Genomic DNA, 21,248 nt, shown 5'->3' with positions numbered 1-21,248 from the left:
GAGGGGTGCACACCGCACTCATGCCCGTCATCCCCACATACACCGAGGATAGTATGATGACTCCTTCTCCCGCCGGAGGCTCCGCAGAGCTGCCCGCAGGCATCGCCGAGGCTCTCGAACGCGAGCAGAGCGCCTACCTGAACGCCTTCAACACCCTGATGGTCGAGTTCTTTGCCGCGCAGCGCGAACTATTGGAAGGCATCTCCCCCGAAACCCTGCCCCTGCTGGAGGCCATCGAGTCCCTCTCCATCGGTGGCAAGCGTCTGCGCGCGCTACTGAGCTACTGGGGTTGGCGCGGTGCGGGGGGCGCACCCGTCACCGAGCAACGCGGCTCCTGGTCCATCGTGAAGGCCGGCATGGCGGTGGAGCTATTCCAGACCTCCGCGCTCATTCACGACGACATCATCGACCGCTCCGACACCCGCCGCGGCACACTCTCCGTGCACAAGCGTTTCGAGGCCGCGCACGAGCAGAATAACTGGCGCGGCGACGCCTTCAACTACGGCCTGACCGGCGGCATCCTGGCCGGCGACCTGACCCTCGCATGGTCCGCGGAGGTCTTCGCTTCCCTAGGTGAGGGCGCAATATACGGTTCCCCGGCACGCACCATTTTCGACCGGATGCGTTCTGAGGTTCTGGCTGGGCAGTACCTGGACGTCTACTCCGAGGTGCTCGACACCGAGGACGCCGATTCGGCCCTGCATCGAGCGCTCAACGTGATTCGTTTCAAGTCCGCCAAGTACTCGTGCGAGCACCCCTTCACGATTGGCGGGGCCCTGGCTCTACAGGCTCGGGCCTTGGAGAGCGGGGCTGGCGCAATCAGCGAGCAGCATCCGGTGCTAGCTGGCTACCGTGCCTTCGGCCTGCCGCTCGGTGAGGGTTTCCAGTTGCGCGACGACGAGCTGGGCGTATTCGGTCAACCCGAGGTGACCGGCAAGCCCGCCGGTGACGATTTGCGCGAGGGTAAACGCACCGCCCTGGTGGCGCTGACCTCCGCGGCCCTCAGCGAGCAGGAGGCGGCGCTCCTGCACGACGGCCTGGGCAACCCCAACCTGAGCGATGAGCAGGTGGAGCGCATCCGCGAGCTCATGGTATCGTCGGGCGCTTTCGCCGAGCATGAGCGGCTCATTGAAGACAAGTCTCGTGCGGTCTTTGAGGCTCTGGATGCGCTGGAGCTCGACGAGCTCGTGCGCGCAGCGTTGAGTGATATCGTGGACCGCGCGCTGCGCCGCAAGTCCTAAACGGGCAGTCTTTAGCACCGCACGCCCTTCGCCCTGAAGTGCTCAGAAAGCAGTGAGGTACCTGGCGAAGAGGCCGTTAAACAAACAACAGCGGATGGGGTAGCATTCACGCTACCCCATCCGTGTTGTATCAGTTGAGTTCCCGCCGTGCGAAGACCGCCTTGGCCGGGATATTTACCGGCCCCTGTGCCTCCGCGTTGCGTCTCTGCTCTTCGGTGTTACCAGGCCAGGGCCTGGGCGCGGCGGCGAATCTCGGTCTTGCGGCCGTCAATCAGTGCGTCGATCGGGCGGCCGGGCAGGGATTCGTCTTCGGTGTACAGCCAGACGATGGCTTCTTCATCGCTGAAACCGGAGTCCTTCAGCACCACGAGAGTGCCCTTGAGGGATTCCAGTACGCGCGAACCGTTCAGGAACAGCGCGGGAACCTTGCGCACGTTGGTTTCGGGGTCGCGCAGGGCAATGAGCGTACCGTCAGAAATCAGGTTGTGCACGCGGGTCACCTTCAAATCGAGGGCCTGCGCAATATCGGGAATAGTGACCCAATCGCCGACGAGGGCGAAGGTCTGAGCAATGTTTTCGTTAGTCACCTTTTAAGAGTGCCAGAGCCGACTCATATTTACCACTTTTAACCCGCTCACCGGCGCTGAACATCGCAATCTGCGCGACCGGTTGCCTTAGAATCAGCTGGGTATTACCCTCCCGGTGACCTTTTCCCCGCCGCGCGATGGGGCCGAGCGATAAGATAGAGGCCGTATGAATACTCCCCTCCCGCGCCCCCGTTCTTCCGCGCGCACTCACTCATCACCTTCGAATCCTCCATCCTCTTCTACGGTTCCTCCGGCCACCACCGCGCCCGCACAGGGTGCTACGGTCGGCTCTTCGGAGTGGCTGAGTGGCGCCATCATTGAGGGGCACTACCAGGTGGGTTCGCTGATTGGGCGCGGCGGCATGAGCGAGGTCTACTACGCACTGGATTTATGGTCGAACAATCCGGTGGCGCTCAAGATCCTCTCCCCGGCTCTGGCGCAGGACGCCGCCAACCGGCAGAAATTCCACCGCGAGGAACGCTCAATGCGCCAGGTGGGCGGCGGGCATACGGTGGGTGTCATCTCTTCGGGTACCGAGTATGTGGCCGGGCAGATGGTCATGTATATCGTGCTCGAGTACGTGCACGGATGCACGCTCAGCCAGCTATTGCGCACGCGGCGCGCCCTGAGCATGGGTGAGGCGCTGGAGGTTCTGCTGCCGGTGGTGGATGCCCTTTCGGAGGTGCACGCCAACCGCTACCTGCATGGCGATATTAAGCCTGGCAATATTCTGTTGGACGCCAACGGCCAGGTGAAACTGACGGACTTCGGTCTGTCTCGCCGCGATGATCAGGTGGATTCCGGTGCCCCCATGGGCACCCCCGCATACGTGGCTCCGGAGGTGCTGGACCCGCAGGTGAAGGTGGGTGCGCCGGCTGATATTTTTGCGCTCGGCGTCATGATGTACCGTATGCTGGCGGGACGACTGCCTTTTGTGGGTTTGGAGAACGACCAGCAGGTGCTGTACCACAACGCCAATATTGAGATGCCTCCGCTCGGCGATATCGCCCCGGGCATCGACCGCGACATGGCCGGGATTATTGCCTGGTGCACCCGCAAGCAACCGCAGGCCCGCCCCAAGGATGCCACCGAGCTTTTCGCCTCTCTCAAGGAGGTTTCCGAGTCTCTCGGCGAGTCCGAGCTGTCCTGGCGGGCTCCGAGCGTCCCGGAGCCTACCTCAAGTCTGTGGGAGGCGGTGGCCGATATCGCTGAGCGTAGCGGCGCGGGACAGATGGTGCGCAACACCCCCATCAGCGCGTTTAGTGATGCCGGGGACCTGCTCGCCTACGATGTCTATTCCCCGGACAGCCTGCTCATCGGTTCCCAGGATGGGGTTCATCTGGCCGATGTGGACGCGGAGGATTCGGTTCTCAACCCGGAGGGCATTCCTCCGCTCAAGAGTTCGGCCCCCGAGGCCTCGGCTGCCGCTGATGCCGCCGAGTCCAGCGAGTCCGATGATTCGCGGGAGTCAAAGGATCTGAAAAGCTCCGGCACTTCACCCGTTGCATCAGATGCGCCCGCCGGGGGTGCGGCTTCCATGCCGTCCGTCAGCGGTGGAGGTCCCGTCGGCATCGGGCCGCAGACCGAGCAGGAGTTTATCTCGACTTTCGGGGAGTACGCCCCTATCCACGCCGAGCGCGCATTCAACGCCTACCCTGACTACCCCGGAAGCACCGAGAGCCTGGGCGAGGCATATACTGCGGAGGGTTCTCAGCAAGATTCTGGTGGAAGCACCGGCTCTGAGACCTCCAAATTCGCGTTGCGGGAGGCTACCCATCGCGACCGCAGGCTACCGGTGCGGGAGCTCGCCCCTCCCCCCTCGGGCATAGCGATGGGTGTATGGGCGCTACTAGTGATCCTGCTGGGCATGAGCGCCAGCTTCGGCGGGTGGTGGCTTGCTACCTCTATCCTGCAGTCGGAGTGGTGGAAGAACTTCACGAGCTTCTTCGGATTAGGCTATTAGGTCTGGGCTATTAGATGCTCAGCCGCTTGGATTCGCTTGGATTCGCTTGGATTCATCGGAATCCGCCGGGATCTCTATGCCACCGGGTTCAGATTCTCTTCTCGCCCCCCCCCGAGACGAACCAAGCACCCCTCTTTGCCAAGCACCGTCTCCGCCAAACGCCGTCTTCACTAAACAATACGGGCCCGGCCCCTCAACTATTGAGGGGCCGGGCCCGTTAGCGCGTCATGACCGCTTACGCCAAGCAATCACGCGAAAGCCTCGTTAGCCGCGGCTACCGCGGTTCTTGAGGTACTCGGAGACCAGGAACGCAATTTCCAGGGACTGCGAGTGGTTCAGACGCGGGTCACACAGGGACTCGTAGCGGTCAGCCAGTGCTGCCTCGTCGATGGCGTCGGAGCCGCCCAGGCATTCGGTTACGTCGTCGCCGGTCATCTCCACGTGGATGCCGCCGGGGAACGAGCCCAGGGCCTCGTGCACCTCGAAGAAGCCACGAACCTCGTCGAGCACGTCGTCGAAACGGCGGGTCTTGTAACCGGAGGGAACCGAGATGGTGTTGCCGTGCATCGGGTCGGTCACCCACACGACCTTCGCCCCCTCGGCCTGTACGCCCTCGACGATGGAGGGCAGCTTCTCGCGAATGTTCTTCGCGCCCATACGGGTGATGAAGGTCAGGCGGCCGGGCTCGCGGTTCGGGTCGAGCTTATCAATCAGGGCGAGGGCATCCTCTGCGGTGGTGCTCGGTCCGAGCTTCACGCCAATCGGGTTGCGCACCTTGGCTAGGAAGTCCACGTGGGCGTCATCGACACCGCGGGTGCGCTCGCCAATCCACAGGAAGTGCGCGGAGGTGTCGTAAGGCAAGTGAGTACGTGAGTCGATGCGGGTGAGGGCACGCTCATAGTCCAGAACCAGCGCCTCATGGCCGACGTACATGTCGGTGGTCTTGAGGGCTTCGAAGTTCACGCCGCAGGCTTCCATGAACTTGAGGGCGCGGCCAATTTCGCTAGCGGTCTTTTCGTAGCGTTCGTGGGCGGGGTTGGAGGTGAAGCCACGGTTCCACTGGTGCACTGCGCGCAGGTCGGCGAAGCCGCCCTTGGTGAAGGCACGCACCAGGTTCAGGGTGGATGCGCTGGTGTGGTAACCACGCAGCATACGCTTGGGGTCGTGCACGCGAGCTTCGGGGGTGAAGTCGAAACCGTTGACGGTCTCACCGCGGAAGGAAGGCAGGGTGACGTCACCGCGGGTTTCCGTGTCGGAAGAGCGCGGCTTGGAGAACTGGCCAGCCATGCGCCCCATCTTCACCACGGGCATGGAGGCGCCGTAGGTAAGCACCGCGGACATCTGCAGGATAGTCTTGACACGGCCAGAAATCTTATCCGCAGTTGCGCCCGCAAAGGTTTCTGCACAGTCGCCGCCCTGCAGCAGGAATGCACGACCTTCAGCCACCTCGCCGAGCGCCTGGCGCATGGCGTCAACCTCACCGGCAAAGACAAGCGGCGGAACCGAGTTCAGCTCTGCGATGGTGCTAGCGAAGTCTTCGTGCTCGCTCCAGGTGGGCTGCTGGTCAATGTGTAGCTCACGCCAATTGTCCAGACCGTGGTTGTTGGTCTGCGCGATGTTGAGGTTCTGGGTGCTCATCATTCACTCCGTCGGGATGGTCTTGTGCGGCATCTTTTCGGCCCCGCGCGGGCAGGGGAAGAGATGGAACCATTGTACTCTTGCGGTGTTTAAGAACGTCCCGGGCAGGGGCTTCATCTCAGGATTCAGATAGCCCCTAGCCGGGCTGGATGACGTAGTCATCCCGCCTATCTAGGCTTTTTAGCGCTTCTCGTTCTGCAGGCGCGCTACGGCCTCGTCGGCGCTCAGGTGCTCGTCGGCCATGAGCTTCTTGACACGATCCGCGTAGACGTCGACGTACTCCTGCCCGCTCAGAGCGCGAATTGCTGTGCCGATGGTATCGGCGACCTCACGCTGGGAACGGTAGCTAATCTCAACATCGGCGGTGTACTCCTCGAAGGTGAGGGGCTTACCGATGACGGTGCGCACGTGAATCAGTTCACCCTCGTGGCGCAGGTGGATGCGATTCGTACCGGAGGGCTGAATCAGGTCTGTGCCAATCTGGCCAACAGGGACGACGGGGACCCGTGACTCAAGGGCCAGGCGGGCCACACCCACTTTGGGGCGGTAGCCGCGGCCGTCGGGGCTACGCGTACCCTCGGGGTAAATGCCGATGATGCCGCCCTCGGCAAGCACCCGCGCGCCGGCGTTGAGGGATTCCTGGCTCTTTCGGCCGCCGGAGCGGTCCATGGGTAGCTGCCCCACGCCGCGGAAGAAGGCCGCCATGGCACGTCCCTTGAGTCCCGGAGTCGTAAAGTAGTCGCTCTTGGCAAGGAAATTCACGGTGCGCGGCAGGGCGAGCGGAATGAAAATGGAATCGCAGAAAGCCAAGTGGTTGCTGGCAACGATGAAGGGGCCTTCGGGCAGGTTCTCTAGCCCCACCACCTCGTGGTGGTACAGGCCCGTCAGCAGGGGTGAGCCAAGGATCTTGAGGCTTCGGTACAGGGCGGTGGTCGGCATGGGGATCTCCTCTCTGAATATTCCCGGCTCAATTCTAGCCTGTCCGTACGGTTCTCTCCGACCCCCATCAAAATCTGTGCTCGCATCATGAAGAATACACAGCGCGGGTTGGCTATACACTCAATCCGCTGCCGGCACTCCCTCTGCAGGTTTACCTCACAGGTGCTATCGAGACGGGCGCGGTATTCTAAGGCCGAGAGGCAACGGGCGCCTCTCCCCCGCCGGTCAATATCCCGCGACACCAGCATCGTTCTAGGAGGGCCATGAGTATTTTTGATAGCTCGTTGGAGCCAATCAAGCGTATGCGGCGCAAGGCTCGCGAGCGCCGCCTCCTGGCTACCCGGGAGGTACGGGAGATGCTGGAGCGCCGTTTTGGGCGCGACCCCAATGTCTTCGACCATTCCCCACTGTCTTTCCGGCCGGAGGTCCAGGGTGCCGAGGCTTCCCGTGCGGCTGAGGGGTTAAATTCCGGTGTGGGTGTCCTCATCGTGCACGGTTTCACCGGTTCCCCGCACAGCATGCGCCCTGTTGCCGAGCATTTTGCGGCGTTGGGTTACCCTGTTGAGATGCCTCTGCTCGCTGGGCACGGTACCCGCTGGTTGGACATGCGCCTCACGACTTACCGCGACTGGCTAAACTCGGTTGAGTCGGCTTATCTCCGTCTCGCCGGTGAGGGCCTTCAGGTTGTTGTCATTGGCCTGTCGATGGGTGGCACGCTGGCCGTGAATCTCTCCGCGCGTCTGCCGGTGCTCGGCACCGCGATTATTAACCCCTATGTGGTGGATGTGAACCCACTGATGCGTCACGCCGGAGTTGTCTCGAGGCTTCTGCCAGCGCTCAAATCTGTAGGCTCGGACATCGCTATTCCGGGCGTGAGTGAGGGTGCGTACCGGTTGACGCCCACCGCCTCGGTGTATCAGTTGCACCTGCTGGGGGCTGAAACCCGCGAGCTGCTACCGCGTCTGAAGGCACCGGTGTTGTACCTTCGTTCGTTGGGCGATCACACTGTGTCGGATAGCTCCCATAAATATTTTCTCGAACATTGTTCAGCTCCTGTAGAATTTAGATGGTTAACCCGTAGCTACCATGTGGCAACACTCGACTATGACGCCGAGTATGTACTCACCTCGCTCCAGGATTTCGTCACTGCAATAACCCACGACCTTCCCCCTGCTCCCACAGATTGCATCACCCCGTAGGCGCAGGCACCGTATTCCATTCCGCGACTCCCATCGAGCCGCATCGGGGCGTACCCCGTGCAGAGGTCGCCCCAACCGAAAGGCCCATTATGAAAGTCTTTTCTTCTCCCGCAGAGGTCATTGTCGACCCCTCGCTGAACCTGACAAGCATTGTTGAGCGCCACCGAGCCGATAGCTCCAACCCGGTGCTGTACCGCCGACAGATGTCTCCGGGTAACTGGCAGCCGGTGCGTGCCCAGCAGTTCCACCAGATGGTGACCGACCTGGCGAAGGGCATGATTGCTGCGGGTATCCGTCCGGGTGACCGTGTGGGCATTATGAGCCGCACCCGCTTCGAGTGGACCGTCATTGACTTCGCAATCTGGTACGCAGGCGCTATCTCTGTGCCGGTGTACGAGACGAACGCCCCCGCGCAGGCGGCATGGGCGCTCGCCCACTCTGAAGCCACCGCCGTCTTCGTTGAGGATGAGAAGCTCCTAGGCCGCATCGCAGAGGCTGAGGAGTTCGCCTCAACGACCGAAGAGCCCATGCAGTTGAAGTACCGCTGGGTCATTGAGAACGGCGACCTCGATACCCTGAGCGCTCGCGCATCCGAGGTGAGCGATAAGCATCTGGAGCAGGTACGTTCCGCAGCCGGATGCGACGACCTCGCCACCATTGTGTACACCTCCGGTACAACCGGTCGCCCCAAGGGTTGCGCGCTGACTCACGGCCATTTCCTGAACCTGAGCGTCAATACCAAGATGGTCGAGCCTGAGATTGCGAACCCCCGCAACTCCTCCATTCTTTTCTTGCCGTTGGCACACGTTCTGGCGCGTCTGATTCAGGTGCTGGCACTGGATGCTGGCCTAGTCATCGGCCACTCCCCCAACATCAAGAACCTGGCGTCTGACCTGGATAGTTTCAAGCCGACCATGCTGCTGGTGGTGCCCCGCGTCTTTGAGAAGGTGTACGAGGGCGCTATGGCAAAGGCTGCTAAGGGCGGTAAGTTCAATAAGGCTCTCTTCGAGCGTTCCACCGATATTGCGGTGCGCTGGTCGCAGGCGAAGATTGAGGGCCATGTGCCCGTCAAGCTGGCAGCACAGTACGCCCTGTACGACCGCCTCGTGTACTCCAAGTTGCGCGCAGCCCTGGGCGGGCAGCTACGCTACGCTGTCTCCGGAGGCGGTCCGCTGGGCGAGCGCCTCGCGCACTTCTTCCACGCGGTGGGTGTGCAGGTCATCGAGGGCTACGGTCTGACCGAGACCTGCGCCCCGATTGCGGTTGGCCGCATCAACCCGTACCAGATCGGTATGCTTGGTCCGCTCATCCCCGGTTCCGAAGGCTACATTGCTGAGGACGGCGAGCTTCTGGTTCGTGGCGTGGGCGTGATTAGTAGCTACTACAAGAACCCTGAAGAGGATGCCCAGGCATTCACCGAGGACGGTTGGTTCCGGACCGGTGACCTGGCCGAGTTTGACGAGGCCGGGTTGCTGAAGATTGTGGGACGCAAGAAGGAAATCATCGTCACTGCCGGCGGTAAGAACGTTATTCCGGGCATCGCGGAGAATCATCTGCGCACTTCTCCTCTGGTGTCTCAGGCCATGCTGGTGGGTGATGAGAAGCCCTTCATCGCGGCCCTCGTGACCTTGGATCCTGATACCCTGCCCGAGCAGCTTGAGCACCTGGGCTTGCCGCGTTCGCTCTCTATCCCGGAGGCGGCCGTGCACCCGGCGGTACGCGCCGCGGTGCAGCGGATTGTGGATGAGGCAAACCAGCTGGTCTCGCGCGCCGAGGGTATCCGGGAGTTCCGCATCATGAACCGCGATCTGACCGAGGAGGACGGCTATCTGACCCCCTCGCACAAGATTCGCCGTGCGAAGGTGCTGCAGGATTTCTCCTCCTATGTGGACGAAATGTACGGCCGGGTCACCGCCACCACGTCGGATTCGCTGTCCCGTCTGCAGGATTACGCCGCCGAGCAGACGGAGCGGTTTGTGGAGTTGCGTGATCAAGCGGCCGAGCGCCTGGCCGAGTACGCCGATCAGCAGGCTGAGCGTCTGGCGGAGTTCCGTGACCAGGCGGCTGAGAAGTTTGAGGAGCTGCGTGAGCAGGCGGTGGAACGTCTGCAGAAGCCGCAGGATGAGAAGGCTGAGGCTAAGGAAGACGCCGAGCAATCTGAGAAGGCTAACGACGGTTCCGAGCATGAGGCTACCCCGGCTAAGGGTGTAGATGCTAAGAAGGCAGATGCTCAGCGTTCGGAAGGCGAAGGCTCCTAGTCGTCACTATCTGGTCATAAATATGTGAGGAGGGGGTCGTACCGCTTAGGTACAACCCCCTCCTCTATGTTTGCCTCAACACTCAGAGCCTGAGCGCTTGAGCGTTACTCTGTGAGCCGAGCCGGTCGGCGTTAGTTGACGGGCTCGTCGAACTCCAGACCGAGCAGGGCGTTTTCCACGATTTCGGTTAGGGCCGGGTGAATCCAGTACTGGCCGCGTGCGAGGGTGCGCGCATCCATGCCGAAGCTCATTGCCTGTAGCAGCGGCTGGATGAGCACGGAGGACTCTTCACCCACCAGGTGCGCACCGAGCAGTTCACCGTTGTCCTTGCGGGCAATCAGCTTACACAGACCAATCTTGTCTTCCATTGCCCAGCCGTAGGCGGTGTCGCCGAAGTTCTGTGCCTTGACGGTAATCTCGAATCCTTCGCGGGTGGCGGCCTCGCGAGCCTGTTCCTCGGTCATACCAACAAAGGCAATCTGCGGGTTGCTGAAGATGGCACCCGGCACGTAGCGGTGGTCGCTCGCGCGCAGGTCCTCGGGGTGGCTGAGGTTGTACTGCACGACGCGTGCCTCGTGGTTGGCCACGTGCTTGAGCTGGTAGCGGCTGGACACGTCGCCGAGGGCGTAGACGCCGGGTACGGGCGCGCCGTTGTATAGCACACGCTGGTACTTGTCGACGCTGAGCTGGCCGCCATCCTGCACATCGAAGTAGTTCTTTGCGTTGAGCGTGTCGGTGTTGGGGCGGCGACCGGTTGCCACAAGCACAGCGTCCGCAGGGATTTCGAGCAGTTCTTCATCGTTCTCGGTGGTGCGCTTCGCTACGACGGTTACGCTACCGTCACCGTTCTCACGGATTTCGACGAGGGAGGCTTCCTTAACGATGGTCCATTGCTTGCTTGCGGCTTCCTCAAAGCGTTCCACAACCTCTGCGTCCACACCGCGCAGCAGGCGGGAGGAGCGGTTAATCTGGGTGACTTCAGTACCGAGGGCGGAGAAGACGTGGGAGAACTCGGCCGCAATCACGCCACCGCCGATGACGACCATGCGGGCGGGCAACTCATCCAGACGCATGATGGTGTCATTGGTGTACACCTTATGCGAATCGATGCCGGGCACGGAAGGCAACACGGCGCGAGAGCCAGCGGCAATCACAATCTGTCGACCGTGCAGTCGAGTGCCGTCGGTCAGTTCCAGAGTGTGCGAACCGACAAAGTGCGCGTACTGAGCATAGAAGTCCACGTTGGGCAGGCCGGCACGCCAGTCGCGGCCTCCTTCAGAGATACGGTCGATACGGGAGGCGAAGATACGGTCGCGGATCTCGGACCAGTGCACGGCATCCACGTGCGCGTCGATGCCTAGGCGCTTGACTTCGCGGGTCTTTTCGGCGACGGTGGCCGGGTAGACGAACATCTTGGTGGGAATACAGCCTACGTTCAGGCAGGTTCCGCCGAAGATGCCTCCGTCGACCAGGGCGACCTTTTTATCGTCCCACTCGGGGCCGATGAGGGTGTTGCCCGAGCCGGAACCAATCACGATGAGGTCGTACTGGGCTACCCCGTCGATACGTTCCAGGTGTTCGATGCTCACGATGTTCTTCTCTTTCTCTGTCTTGTCTGCGGCACGACCGCGGCCCCGCGCCGAAGCGCCCGGGGATTCCTGCGAGCGCACGGCTCTTTCACTGCCACTATAACGCGTCGGGGAGCACGGCTATTCCCTCAGAAGCCTGGTAAGAAGCCTGGTACCACACCAACAAACAGGGATACGAAGCGACACCCACACCCCGATTACACAACCCCTCAGCCCTGGGCGGTAGGCCTACAGGTCGGCCATGAGCCCAACCAGCAGGCGGGTAAAGTCCACGGCGGGTTCAACGGATTCCTCATCAGGCCAGAAATGAATCGGATATGCGGCGCCCTGAGCTCGCTGCAGTACGGGGCTTTCTCGCAGGACAGGCTCGGCCACGAGGTCGCCGAAGAGCGAGCGCATCTCGTCGCGGCGGTACTGGTGTTCACTGTCATCCGGGCGCATCTTGTTGATGACGACCCCGGCTCCGTCGATGCTTGTGCCGCTCTCCTGCTGAAAGCGTAGGATGGCGCGCAGGGTGCGTTCTGTACCGGCCACCGAGAAGAGGGAGGGCTCCGCCACGGAGAGAATTCGCTGGCTGGCGGCCCAGCCCATCGAGGAAAGCGTGCCCAGGAAAGGCGGACAGTCAATCAGAATCACGTCGTAGGCGTCCGCCGCGGCATCCACCATGCGCTTGAAGCGGCGGATGAACGGTGCCGCCTCCTGACGGTCCACGAGGGTGGAGCGCGCCGACCCGCGGGCTACTCGTACGCTGCCGGTATCGACGGGGGTGTTCGTTAGCAGGGTCGGTTTACCCACCAGCCTGTTCCAGGCGGATTCTCCGGCTTCATCAGCGAAGGCTCGTTCGTTGGGGCTGGCAATCAGGGAGGCTACATCGGGGATATTCTCGTCGACGGCTAAGCCGGTGCTGGCGTCTCCGTGGGGGTCAAGGTCGATAACAAGTGCGGAAAGGCCGCTGTGTAGCGCCGCCGAGGCGAGTCCCAGGGTGATGGAGGTTTTACCCACGCCGCCCTTGAGACTGCTGATACTAACGATTCGGGACATTGAGAATCCGTGATATGAGTGAGGTGTAATGCTCCTTCATTCTAGCGAATCCCGGTGCTTCTTCCGGACCTGACAGGGGGTAACGTGAGTATTTTCTCAACCTATCCTTGAATATTTGCTCGTTACGTCCGCCCCGTGGTCTCTTTACGTCATTTTGCACCCATTATTTTTGCGTCCATCAGTGTTGCCCCCCCCAGATAGCGTTCTGCCTGCCCGCGCATCGTTGATGCTCGGGCAGGCAGAAGAAAAAGTATGGGGTCTGTGAGGCTGGAACCCCGCAGTGGCGGCCGGCAAGTCAGGCCGGTACTAGGCACTAGGCCTGGGCGCGGCGAGCGCGGCGAGCGGCAAGCTCGTCACCTTCGAAGGATTCATTCATTTCCTCGCCGGGCTGACCGTTAAGGTTCATCTCGATTTCTCGCCACACGCGACCGATGGCGATACCGAAAACACCCTGACCGGCCTGGACCAGGTCAATCACCTCGCTGGGCGAGGTGCACTCGTACACGGTAGTGCCATCACTCATGAGCGTGATATCGGCTAGGTCATCCAGGCCGCGGCTTCGCAGATGCTCAATGGAGAGACGAATCTGCTGTAGGGACACGCCGGTGTCGAGCAGGCGCTTCACAATTTTGAGCACGAGGACGTCTCGGAAGCTGTAGAGGCGCTGGGTTCCGGACCCGGAGGCGCCGCGCACGGTGGGAACCACGAGGTCGGTGCGGGCCCAGTAGTCGAGCTGGCGGTAGGTAATACCGGCAGCCTTGCAGGCGACGGCACCGCGGTAACCGAGATTCTCTTCCACCACAGAGACAGGGTCGGCGAAGAGCACACCCTGTTCACCGCGCGGCGGAGGTGCAGTGGGGAAAAGTGCGTCGAAACCGTCCAGGGGCTGGTCAAAGCCCAGGTATGCCTCGCCAGCGCCTGCGCTCTCGCCGGCCTGTCCGGCGGTCTGGTGCTCCACCATGGCCCCTCCTTTAGTGTCCTCGTCCTGCGGCACTCACAGAATGCCCATTCACGCATCTAGCTAGTTTTCGCTTGATTCCCAGACGCCCCGTGGGCGTGATGGGAGCCGTTAAGCGATATACCGCGCCCCATCAATCGGCGGCCGATATCGCCTCATATACACCGTTCGGTATGGGAACGGGCTGAGGGCCGACAGAGCGACCGGTGCGCGATAGGCGCGGTCTGTCCATTTCATTTTAACCGATACGGAGCCCTACTTAAAATCGAACTCACCGTGAGAGTCGTTCTTTATCCGCTCGGGGCCGCTCAGAACGCAACACCCCATTGCGCTCACAAAACCCACACGCGAGACGTTTGCTAGGGCACCCACGAAGGCGCATCCTCACCGAGGAACAATCCTTCGTTAGGTGCCGTGTTCCCCGATCCCCCGGCGTTATTTTCTGCATTAAATAGCGAATGCGTACCAATCCGCAGATTGGCGCGCATTCGCAACTGAGTTAAGTGAATAGCCTTTGGCAGGCCGGGAGCCCCTTGGCGTAGAAGCTCTTCGTGTTGGACGAAGGGGTAGAAATCCGCGTACGAGAAGCAGCTTCGTCCAAATCTTAGGGGGTTACCGTCCATGTATGAACGGTAACCTCGGGCTTACGCCGCAAGGGCGCATCCCAGGGGGAAGACGGATTGCACCGCCCGGTCGCGGCCGATTAGTCAAGGAACCGTGCCGCAGCTTCGCCCTCCTACTCGTAGGTGGGCATAGCCGACTCGACGAGAGTTGCGTGCAACTGCAGGCAGAGCTTGCGAATCTTATCGGCTCGATCCTGAGCCTGAGCCTGCGATGCCGCATCGCGGCGGGAGGCCAGGGGTGCTACAGCAATTTCCACGAGGGAAATCTCGCGATCTGCGGCCGATTTGAAGGCGCGCAGGTGGCGGGGCTGAATACCGTGCTGAGTCAGCTCCGCACTAACGCGGGCAATCAGCACGTCATAGTCGGTGTACTCATGGTCCGCGCCATCCTCCAGAAGACCGAAGTCAATCAGGTCGTGGATGAGCTCGGGGGTGGTATTCGCATATTCGGCCAACTCGCGCAGGGTATAGGTACGGCCTTCCTGCCCGTTGGTTCCGAGGACGCTGTCCAGGACTTCCTCGCTGACGGTGGTCGGCATGGAGTTCAGGACACGACCAGCCTCCAAATCATCCAGATGCTGACGGATTACCTTTAGCGGCATGTAGTGATCGCGCTGCATGGTGAGAATGTATCGCAGACGCTCAATATCCGTCTGAGAGTACTTACGGTATCCGGTCTCGGTACGACTGGGATGCACCAGGCCTCGTTCCTCCAGGAATCGAATCTTGGAGGCACTAATCCCGGGGAATTCCAGGTCGAGCTGGCTCAGAACCTGACCAATGGTTCGGCTCTTCACCTCGCGCGGGTTGCGGTCAGAGGCACCGCGCTCCGCGCTATCTAGTGCGGCTTCAGAGGCACTGAAGCCATCATCGATGCGTGAGGTCATCTATGTCTTTCGGGTATGTACCAGTCGATTACGTTACGCACCGAGTTGAGTGAATAGTGCGTTCCTCCGAGGAGGGGTGTCGCTTCGTGCCGGTTGTCTTTGCTTCTTGTGTTGAGAGTGTGATAGATCAGTTTATTTGTTTATCACGAAATGATAAACCATGAACCTTCCAGACAATCTTATAGCTTCACAAGGCATTTCGCTATTCAGAAAGGACATCCCGGGGTCCGCTAAAACCCCAAAACAACCACATTTCCAAACACAATCTGGCAGTAATGGTACCAATTTTAGCAAGAAACCCATAAGATAAACATACCCTCCAAATATTGGACTGTTTTACGAGGAAAATTTTATCTTCTTGCTATGGTTGAAGTTTTCATCACATTTAACCTCAAAGAGGCCCCCACTTGGGGTTTAGCACTATTTCACTCTCCCCCAATGGCTTCAGCAACCCTCGCCAAAAGCTTCAAGGATGCCTGTTTATTTGCGTTTGTGTGCATCTACAAAGAAAAACGGCGAGACCAATTCAGTCTCGCCGTTTCAACTCTAAAAATCCCCCACAGGGGTGAGTTCTTGAAGCTTAAAGCTTGTCCAGCTCAGCCTTGTATGCCTCTGCATCCAGCAGGTTAGCCAAGTCGTCAGCGTTCTCAGGACGAATCTCAACAATCCAACCCTCACCATAAGGATCAGAGTTCACCTGGGCAGGATCATCCTCCAGGGTCTCGTTGACGGCAACAATCTCACCGGAGATGGGCGCAAAGAGGTCGGAGACAGACTTGGTGGATTCAATCTCGCCAAAGCTTTCCTCAGCAGCTACGGAATCACCAACGCTGGGAAGATCAACATACACGACGTCACCCAGAGCATCCTGAGCATGATCGGTAATGCCGACGCGGACGGTGCCCTCAGCGGTGAGAGCAGAGACCCACTCGTGCTCGGAAGTGTACGAGAGTTCTGCGGGAACGTTGCTCATAGCAGCAGTTTCCTTTCAGTGTGTTCTTGCGTAGCGCGGACCTTCCCGCGCACGGTATCGCTCCGCACGTGGGACAGCGGAACGTTGTATCACAATTATCACATAAGAAGTAACGCGGGGCACGTTCAAACACCCCCGACGCCGCATCGACAACACCGCATTGTCCACCCGCTCCTCGGAGCGCTCGCCACCGCCCCACTCGCCACAATACAGCGCCCCCCTATCTGGCTGTCTCGTAGCACCCACAAACAACGATAGGCCCCGTATCCCTCACGGATACGGGGCCTATCGCCCGAAGTCAGTGCCTGAGCCTCTCTGCAGGAGGCTCAGAGCGTTCAGACCTTAGCGGGAAGAGATGACGCGCTCAGAGAAGCGGTTGGGGTTACCGAAACGGTGTGCGGTAATCGAAACAGCCTGCTCGCGGAGGAAGGGCAGCATCTCGATGCGGCCAGCCTCGGTGACCGGTGCGAAGTACACTGCAACATCCGGGCGACCACCCAGTGCCGAGTAGATGGACTTCACGTCGTTACCGACGTAACGGATACGGGTGCCTTCCAGCGGGGTACCAGCCAGTGCGCGAACCGGGGTCTTAGCGTTCGAAGCCAGGTACTCGCGGAACTGTGCGTCCGACTTGACCTCGTACTTGACGCCCTTGTTCTCCAGAACACCGCGGACATCAACCGGCAGGTCCTTACCAACGGACAGAGCAACCGGTGCGTTTGCTGCCAGACCGGCAAGCACAACGCGCAGGGTCTCTGCTGCGGATGCAGACTCGTCGGCACGAACCAGGACCTGGGTGGGAACGTAGCGCAGGATGTTGCGCTCCACGCCCAGCTTCGAGGGGTCGTGACCGAAGCCGAACTCGGTGTCCCAAGCGTGTGCGTCAGAGGAGACGCTGCGCTTGATGAAGGCGAAGTCCTCACGCTTGCCCAGCTCGGAGTTCTCAATGGTAGCCAGGGTCTCGCGCACGGTCACCGAGTGGGTGGTTGCGGTTGCAGTGGACTCGACGGGCTCCCAATCGGACAGAGCAATCAGGTAGCTGGGGCCACCAGCCTTGGTACCGGAGCCAACGGTGGACTTCTTCCAACCACCGAAGGGCTGACGCTGAACGATTGCACCGGTAATTGCACGGTTCACGTACAGGTTACCTGCCTGGACCTTGGAGAGCCACAGCTCGAGCTCATCGGCATCCAGCGAGTGCAGACCAGCGGTCAGACCGTAGTCGGGAGCGTTCTGCAGCTCGATTGCTTCTTCCAGGGTGTCAGCAGTCATGATGCCCAGGATGGGGCCGAAGTACTCGGTCATGTGGTACTCGGAACCGGGCTTGACGCCTTCACGAACACCGGGGCTCCACAGGCGGCCGGTCTCGTCCAGTTCCTTCGGCTGGATGAGCCAACGCTCGCCCGGGCCGAGGGTGGTCAGACCGCGCAGCAGCTTCTCTTCGGGCTTCTGAACGACGGGGCCCATCTGGGACTCAATGTCCTGCGGGTGTGCCACGTGCAGGGAGTTGACCGAGTCAAGCAGCTGACGGCGGAAGCGCTCGGAGTGTGCCACGGAGCCCACCAGGATAACGGTGGAACCAGCGGAGCACTTCTGGCCTGCGTGGCCGAATGCCGAGTAAACGACGTCCTTGACAGCCAGGTCAATGTCGGCGTTCGGGGTGACGATAATCGAGTTCTTGCCCGAGGTCTCACCGAACAGCGGCAGGTCATCACGCCAGGAACGGAAGAGCTCCGCGGTCTCGTAACCACCGGTCAGAATCAGGCGATCCACCTCGGGGTGCGAGATGAGGACCTTACCAGCCTCACGGTCGACAACCTTGACCAGCTTCAGAACTTCCTTGGGGACGCCTGCATTCCACATAATCTCTGCAATCAGGGCACCGGTGCGAGCAGTGATGGTTGCGGGCTTGAAAATCACAGCGGAACCAGCTGCAAGACCTGCCAGAACACCACCGGCGGGAATAGCGGTCGGGAAGTTCCACGGGGGAACAACCAGAGTCAGGTCCACAGACTTGTGCTGTGCGCCATCAATCTTCTCGAGGTCCTCGGCCAGCATTGCGTAGTAGTATGCAAAGTCGATTGCCTCAGAGACCTCGGTGTCGCCCTGCTCCAGGGTCTTGCCAGCCTCAGCTGCCATAACCTCCAGCAGATCGCCACGATGCAGAGCGATAGCCTTACCAACCTTACGCAGAATCTCTGCGCGCTCGTGGCCGGAGAGCTTACCCCAAGCCTTGCCGGCTTCCTCAGTTTCCTTAACCAGCTTCTCAGCCTCAGCAGCGCTGGTCAGCTCGTTAGCCTTCAGAATATCAATGCCCAGCTTAGTGGTCTTGGAGCGCTCAAGGATTGCGCGACCCCACTCACGGTTACCGGCCAGTGCAGGGTCGGTGTCGGGGGTGTTCTCGAAGCGGCCAGCCGGTACGAAGACGTTGTCCTCGTTCTCAGTCAGACGGTTCTGGCTACGCTTGGATGCGGGAACCTCGTCGGTGACGGAGTTCAGAGCACGCATGAAGCGGTCCTCTTCGCGCTTGAAGATGGACTCGTCGGTTGCCAGATCGAAGATACCGGACATGAAGTTCTCGGAGGATGCGTTCTCCTCGAGACGACGAATCAGGTATGCGATTGCAACGTCGAATTCCTTGGGGTTCACGACGGGCACGTACAACAGCAGGTGGCCCACGCGACGGCGGACAATTTCTGCCTGCTGCTCAGCCATACCAATCAGCATCTCGAATTCAACGCGATCCTTCACACCGCGGTCTTCAGAGAGCAACAGGGCGAAAGCGACGTCGAAGAGGTTGTGGCCTGCAATACCAAGGCGGATGTTCTTCACGTGCTCGGGACGCAGTGCGTAGTCCAGAACGCGCTTGTAGTTGGTGTCTGCAGCCTGCTTGGTGTCCCAGGTGGTCAGCGGCCAGCCGTGCATGACAGCTTCCACAATCTCCATGGAAAGGTTTGCACCCTTCACCAGACGGACCTTGACGCCAGCGCCGCCAGCTTCAACACGCTTAGCGGCCCAGGCCTGCAGGCGCTGCATTGCACCCAAGGTGTCGGGCAGGTATGCCTGGAGCACGATACCGGCTTCTAGGTCCTTCAGCTGAGGCTGGTCCAAGATCTTGGTGAACACCTCAATGGTGAGGTCCAGGTCCTTGTACTCCTCCATGTCCAGGTTGATGAACTTCTTGGGGGAGGAAGAAGCAGCCAGCTCGTACAGCGGAGTCAGGCGGCGAACAGCGGTCTCAACAACCTCGTCGAATGCCCAGTGCTGGTGGGGGCCGGAAACTGCGGACACCTTAATGGAGACGTAGTCAACGTCGTCGCGTGCCAGCAGGCGCTTGGTCTCAGCCAGGCGGTGCTCTGCTTCCTTGTCACCCAGCACTGCCTCACCGAGGAGGTTAACGTTCAGGCGGTTACCAGTCTTGGTCAGCTCTGCAATAGCGTCGCCCAGCTTCTCCTCAGAAGCGTCAACAATCAGGTGACCGACCATCTCGCGCAGCACGCGGCGTGCAACGGGAACGGTAGGCCATGCAACCTTGCCAGCCAACTTGCCACCGAAGCCAACAGCGGACTTCATGTACCAGGGCAGGAAGGAGGGTGCCAGGCCAGAAATACGGGAGAGGTTACGACCGGAGACGTTGTCGTCCTCGGGACGAATCACGCCGTCAACAAAGCCGACGGTGAAGGGAAGACCATTGGGGTCCTTCAGAACACCGGCGAGCTGCTCAGCCGCGAAGGTAGGCTTGATCGACTGGGATTCGTTTACCCACTGACGAACAAGCTGACGAGCCTCCAGAGCCATCTTCTGGTAGTGCTCAGATGCGAAAGGATGGGTCATCCTCGACTCCTAACTATCTCACTGTGTGCGGTACACACCACGTTTGACGATGTCTCTATTTCACCACAAAAAAGTGCTGAACACCTCATTAGAAAAACTAAAGGTTTTTTCCAAAGTTTATTTAGATTTCCTAAACAAACCTAAGAGGTAGTTCCACCCGTACCCCTCACAGATACCGTGCCCCGCAAGTGTAGGCAAAACAATAGCGACACCGCTATCCATCCCTCCCAGGCTAGCACTTTCCGAAGCCACCCGGCGAACCTAGAACGTAACAAACAACCACATCAAAAGCAGAATCAAAAAACGCTTCAGAGCCCCTCTTAAAATCCCGAAAGCTCCCAGACAAGACACTATCCGCACATTACCCGCAAGAGCCCCCCATCCCCAGGGCCAATTTCCCCATCAATACGGCATATTTTCGACTCTCACGAGGCGCGATACTATGGACAAGAGTCCACTATCAGAGACAACCAGTCACAAGGGAATCAACCCGCACACCTCACTCCCCCACCGAGGCAAAAACCTCACGGGAGCACCCCACCCCGAAAGCACGGAAGAAAGCAGGAGTACACCGTGTCCATCTACGACATCCGACGCATGCAGATGCTCCTCGAAATCCAAGAGCGAGGCACCATCATCGCCGCGGCAGAAGCGCTCAGCCTCACCCCCTCCGCCGTCTCGCAACAAATCGCAACCCTCGAAAAAGAAACCGGCACCGCCCTCCTGCAACGCATCGGACGGCGCGTGCAACTCACCAGCGCCGGACTCATCGTCGTCGAAAGCGCCCGCAGCATCCTGCGCGAACTCGATCGCATGCAGACCTCCGTCGCCAACCTCACCGGCGAACCCGCAGGCCGCGTACGCCTAGCCATCTTCCAATCCGCGGCCTTCGCCCTACTTCCAGCTGCACTCAGCTACCTCGCCGAGCACGCCCCCTCACTCACGCTACAGGTGCTACAAATCGACCCCGAAACCGGCACCTCCCTCACCCGCAGCCGCGAGTACGACATGGTGCTCTCCGAGGCCTACCCGCACCACCACATCCCCGAGTACCCCGAGCTACACTCCGAGCTACTCACCGAAGATCCTCTCAGCCTCATCGTGCCCAGCGTCTCGAATATCACCTCCATCAAGGAAGCGCACGCGCTGCCCTGGGTACTCGAGATGGAGCAAAACACCTCGCGCATCTGGGCCATCAACCAATGCCGCACCGCAGGCTTCGAACCGGTCATCCGCTACAGCGCCAACGACATGATCACAAACTCTAACCTCGTCAAGGCAGGATTCGCCGTCACCATCGTGCCCGGATTCATCCTCTCCTCGCTCTCCACCACCGAAGGGCTACGTATCGTCGAGCTACCCGGCAAACCCTCCCGCAAAATCTTTACCGCGGTACGCCGCGAATCCGCCGCCAACCCCGCCATCGCCATGGTGCGCGAGGCGCTACACCACGCGGTCAAAGTGGCCTTCGGCGAGCACGAAGCCGACGACGGACGCTAAAGAACTAAAGAGCCAATA

14 protein-coding genes are annotated in these 21,248 nt (G+C 60.4%); 5 read left to right on the top strand and 9 right to left on the bottom strand.

Features of this window, described 5'->3' with window-relative positions; genetic code table 11:
- The first annotated feature begins 158 nt into the window (after nt 1-158).
- On the top strand, nt 159-1,241 hold the full coding sequence (locus JX292_RS02470; protein ID WP_430538706.1) for a polyprenyl synthetase family protein: 1,083 nt from the start codon (nt 159-161) through the stop codon (nt 1,239-1,241).
- A gap of 218 nt (nt 1,242-1,459) precedes the next feature.
- On the opposite strand, the gene JX292_RS02465 is transcribed toward JX292_RS02470, so the two are convergent.
- Nucleotides 1,460-1,828, bottom strand: coding sequence for an Rv2175c family DNA-binding protein (locus JX292_RS02465; protein ID WP_049332634.1), 369 nt, complete (start codon nt 1,826-1,828; stop codon nt 1,460-1,462).
- A 166-nt stretch (nt 1,829-1,994) separates the two neighbouring features.
- Here JX292_RS02465 and JX292_RS02460 point away from each other — a divergent pair, with 166 nt between their 5' ends.
- Nucleotides 1,995-3,791: a serine/threonine protein kinase gene (locus JX292_RS02460; RefSeq protein WP_204861050.1), complete on the top strand. Its 1,797-nt coding sequence runs from the start codon at nt 1,995-1,997 to the stop codon at nt 3,789-3,791.
- A gap of 264 nt (nt 3,792-4,055) precedes the next feature.
- On the opposite strand, the gene JX292_RS02455 is transcribed toward JX292_RS02460, so the two are convergent.
- Nucleotides 4,056-5,429 carry a class II 3-deoxy-7-phosphoheptulonate synthase gene (locus tag JX292_RS02455; RefSeq protein WP_204861047.1) on the bottom strand — a complete coding sequence of 458 codons (1,374 nt, stop codon included), beginning with the start codon at nt 5,427-5,429 and terminating at the stop codon, nt 4,056-4,058.
- Between the two features lie 180 nt (nt 5,430-5,609).
- Complete coding sequence (locus tag JX292_RS02450) at nt 5,610-6,368, bottom strand: lysophospholipid acyltransferase family protein (RefSeq protein WP_204861045.1); 759 nt, start codon at nt 6,366-6,368, stop codon at nt 5,610-5,612.
- Between the two features lie 263 nt (nt 6,369-6,631).
- Between JX292_RS02450 and JX292_RS02445 the strand changes: the two genes are divergently transcribed.
- Both JX292_RS02445 and JX292_RS02440 read left to right on the top strand, forming a co-directional pair.
- Nucleotides 6,632-7,567: an alpha/beta hydrolase gene (locus JX292_RS02445; RefSeq protein ID WP_204861042.1), complete on the top strand. Its 936-nt coding sequence runs from the start codon at nt 6,632-6,634 to the stop codon at nt 7,565-7,567.
- Nucleotides 7,568-7,656: 89 nt separating this feature from the next.
- Entirely contained in the window at nt 7,657-9,825 is a 2,169-nt protein-coding gene (locus JX292_RS02440; RefSeq protein ID WP_204861040.1) for an AMP-binding protein, read from the top strand.
- A 131-nt stretch (nt 9,826-9,956) separates the two neighbouring features.
- Here JX292_RS02440 and JX292_RS02435 read toward each other — a convergent pair whose 3' ends face one another.
- From JX292_RS02435 to JX292_RS02410, 6 genes are all read right to left on the bottom strand, one after another.
- On the bottom strand, nt 9,957-11,414 hold the full coding sequence (locus JX292_RS02435; protein WP_204861037.1) for a mycothione reductase: 1,458 nt from the start codon (nt 11,412-11,414) through the stop codon (nt 9,957-9,959).
- A gap of 228 nt (nt 11,415-11,642) precedes the next feature.
- Nucleotides 11,643-12,455 (bottom strand): ParA family protein, encoded by an 813-nt coding sequence (locus JX292_RS02430; RefSeq protein ID WP_204861034.1) that lies wholly within the window; start codon nt 12,453-12,455, stop codon nt 11,643-11,645.
- Nucleotides 12,456-12,768: 313 nt separating this feature from the next.
- Nucleotides 12,769-13,416, bottom strand: coding sequence for a MerR family transcriptional regulator (locus JX292_RS02425; RefSeq protein WP_204861032.1), 648 nt, complete (start codon nt 13,414-13,416; stop codon nt 12,769-12,771).
- A gap of 733 nt (nt 13,417-14,149) precedes the next feature.
- Nucleotides 14,150-14,923, bottom strand: a complete 774-nt coding sequence (locus JX292_RS02420; RefSeq protein WP_204861029.1) for a MerR family transcriptional regulator — start codon at nt 14,921-14,923, stop codon at nt 14,150-14,152.
- 580 nt (nt 14,924-15,503) lie between these two features.
- Nucleotides 15,504-15,896, bottom strand: coding sequence for a glycine cleavage system protein GcvH (gene gcvH / locus JX292_RS02415; RefSeq protein WP_204861027.1), 393 nt, complete (start codon nt 15,894-15,896; stop codon nt 15,504-15,506).
- Nucleotides 15,897-16,238: 342 nt separating this feature from the next.
- Nucleotides 16,239-19,730: a bifunctional proline dehydrogenase/L-glutamate gamma-semialdehyde dehydrogenase gene (locus JX292_RS02410; protein WP_204861024.1), complete on the bottom strand. Its 3,492-nt coding sequence runs from the start codon at nt 19,728-19,730 to the stop codon at nt 16,239-16,241.
- Between the two features lie 573 nt (nt 19,731-20,303).
- Here JX292_RS02410 and JX292_RS02405 point away from each other — a divergent pair.
- Nucleotides 20,304-21,230, top strand: coding sequence for a LysR family transcriptional regulator (locus JX292_RS02405; protein ID WP_204861022.1), 927 nt, complete (start codon nt 20,304-20,306; stop codon nt 21,228-21,230).
- Nucleotides 21,231-21,248: the final 18 nt, after the last annotated feature.

Origin of the sequence: Rothia mucilaginosa (assembly GCF_901875305.1) — a bacterium.
GTDB lineage: Bacteria > Actinomycetota > Actinomycetes > Actinomycetales > Micrococcaceae > Rothia.
Note: the sequence above shows the minus strand (reverse complement) of the source record. Positions and strands in the feature narration are given on the sequence as shown.